Raw genomic sequence first — 1,327 nt, 5'->3', positions numbered from 1 at the left:
GATGATACCCGTAGCTTCGGTGTATGGTTTGAGCCCCGTTACATCTTCCGCGCAGGCCGACTCGACTAGTGAGCTATTACGCTTTCTTTAAAGGGTGGCTGCTTCTAAGCCAACCTCCTAGCTGTCTAAGCCTTCCCACATCGTTTCCCACTTAACCATAACTTTGGGACCTTAGCTGACGGTCTGGGTTGTTTCCCTTTTCACGACGGACGTTAGCACCCGCCGTGTGTCTCCCATGCTCGGCACTTGTAGGTATTCGGAGTTTGCATCGGTTTGGTAAGTCGGGATGACCCCCTAGCCGAAACAGTGCTCTACCCCCTACAGTGATACATGAGGCGCTACCTAAATAGCTTTCGAGGAGAACCAGCTATCTCCGAGCTTGATTAGCCTTTCACTCCGATCCACAGGTCATCCGCTAACTTTTCAACGGTAGTCGGTTCGGTCCTCCAGTTAGTGTTACCCAACCTTCAACCTGCCCATGGATAGATCGCCCGGTTTCGGGTCTATTCCCAGCGACTAGACGCCCTATTAAGACTCGCTTTCGCTACGCCTCCCCTATTCGGTTAAGCTCGCCACTGAAAATAAGTCGCTGACCCATTATACAAAAGGTACGCAGTCACAGAACAAAGTCTGCTCCCACTGCTTGTACGCATACGGTTTCAGGATCTATTTCACTCCCCTCTCCGGGGTTCTTTTCGCCTTTCCCTCACGGTACTAGTTCACTATCGGTCAGTCAGTAGTATTTAGCCTTGGAGGATGGTCCCCCCATATTCAGACAAAGTTTCTCGTGCTCCGTCCTACTCGATTTCATGACCAAGAGATTTTCGCGTACAGGGCTATCACCCACTATGGCCGCACTTTCCAGAGCGTTCCGCTAATCTCAAAGCCACTTAAGGGCTAGTCCCCGTTCGCTCGCCACTACTAAGGGAATCTCGGTTGATTTCTTTTCCTCAGGGTACTTAGATGTTTCAGTTCCCCTGGTTCGCCTCTTGCACCTATGTATTCAGTACAAGATAACCATCTTATGATGGCTGGGTTCCCCCATTCAGACATCTCCGGATCAAAGTCTGTTTGCCGACTCCCCGAAGCTTTTCGCAGGCTACCACGTCTTTCATCGCCTCTGACTGCCAAGGCATCCACCGTATGCGCTTCTTCACTTGACCATATAACCCCAAGCAATCTGGTTATACTGTGAAGACGACATTCGCCGAAAATTCGAATTTCTCAACTAAGAGAACTCACAAATTTTACCTTAGCCTGATCCGTTACCAGTGAAAGTAACGTTCAGTCTATCTTTCTATCACATACCCAAATTTTTATAGAACGA

The 1,327-nt window shown here is 49.3% G+C and carries 1 rRNA gene (cut by a window edge); it reads right to left on the bottom strand.

Annotated elements, in window-relative coordinates:
- Positions 1-1,163 (bottom strand): 23S ribosomal RNA (locus ACIOMO_RS27630); it reaches 1,823 nt to the left of the window's first position.
- Positions 1,164-1,327: the final 164 nt, after the last annotated feature.

The organism is Pseudomonas sp. NPDC087804 (assembly GCF_044742965.1).
GTDB classification, from domain to species: Bacteria; Pseudomonadota; Gammaproteobacteria; order Pseudomonadales; family Pseudomonadaceae; genus Aquipseudomonas; species Aquipseudomonas rustica.
Note: the sequence above shows the minus strand (reverse complement) of the source record. Positions and strands in the feature narration are given on the sequence as shown.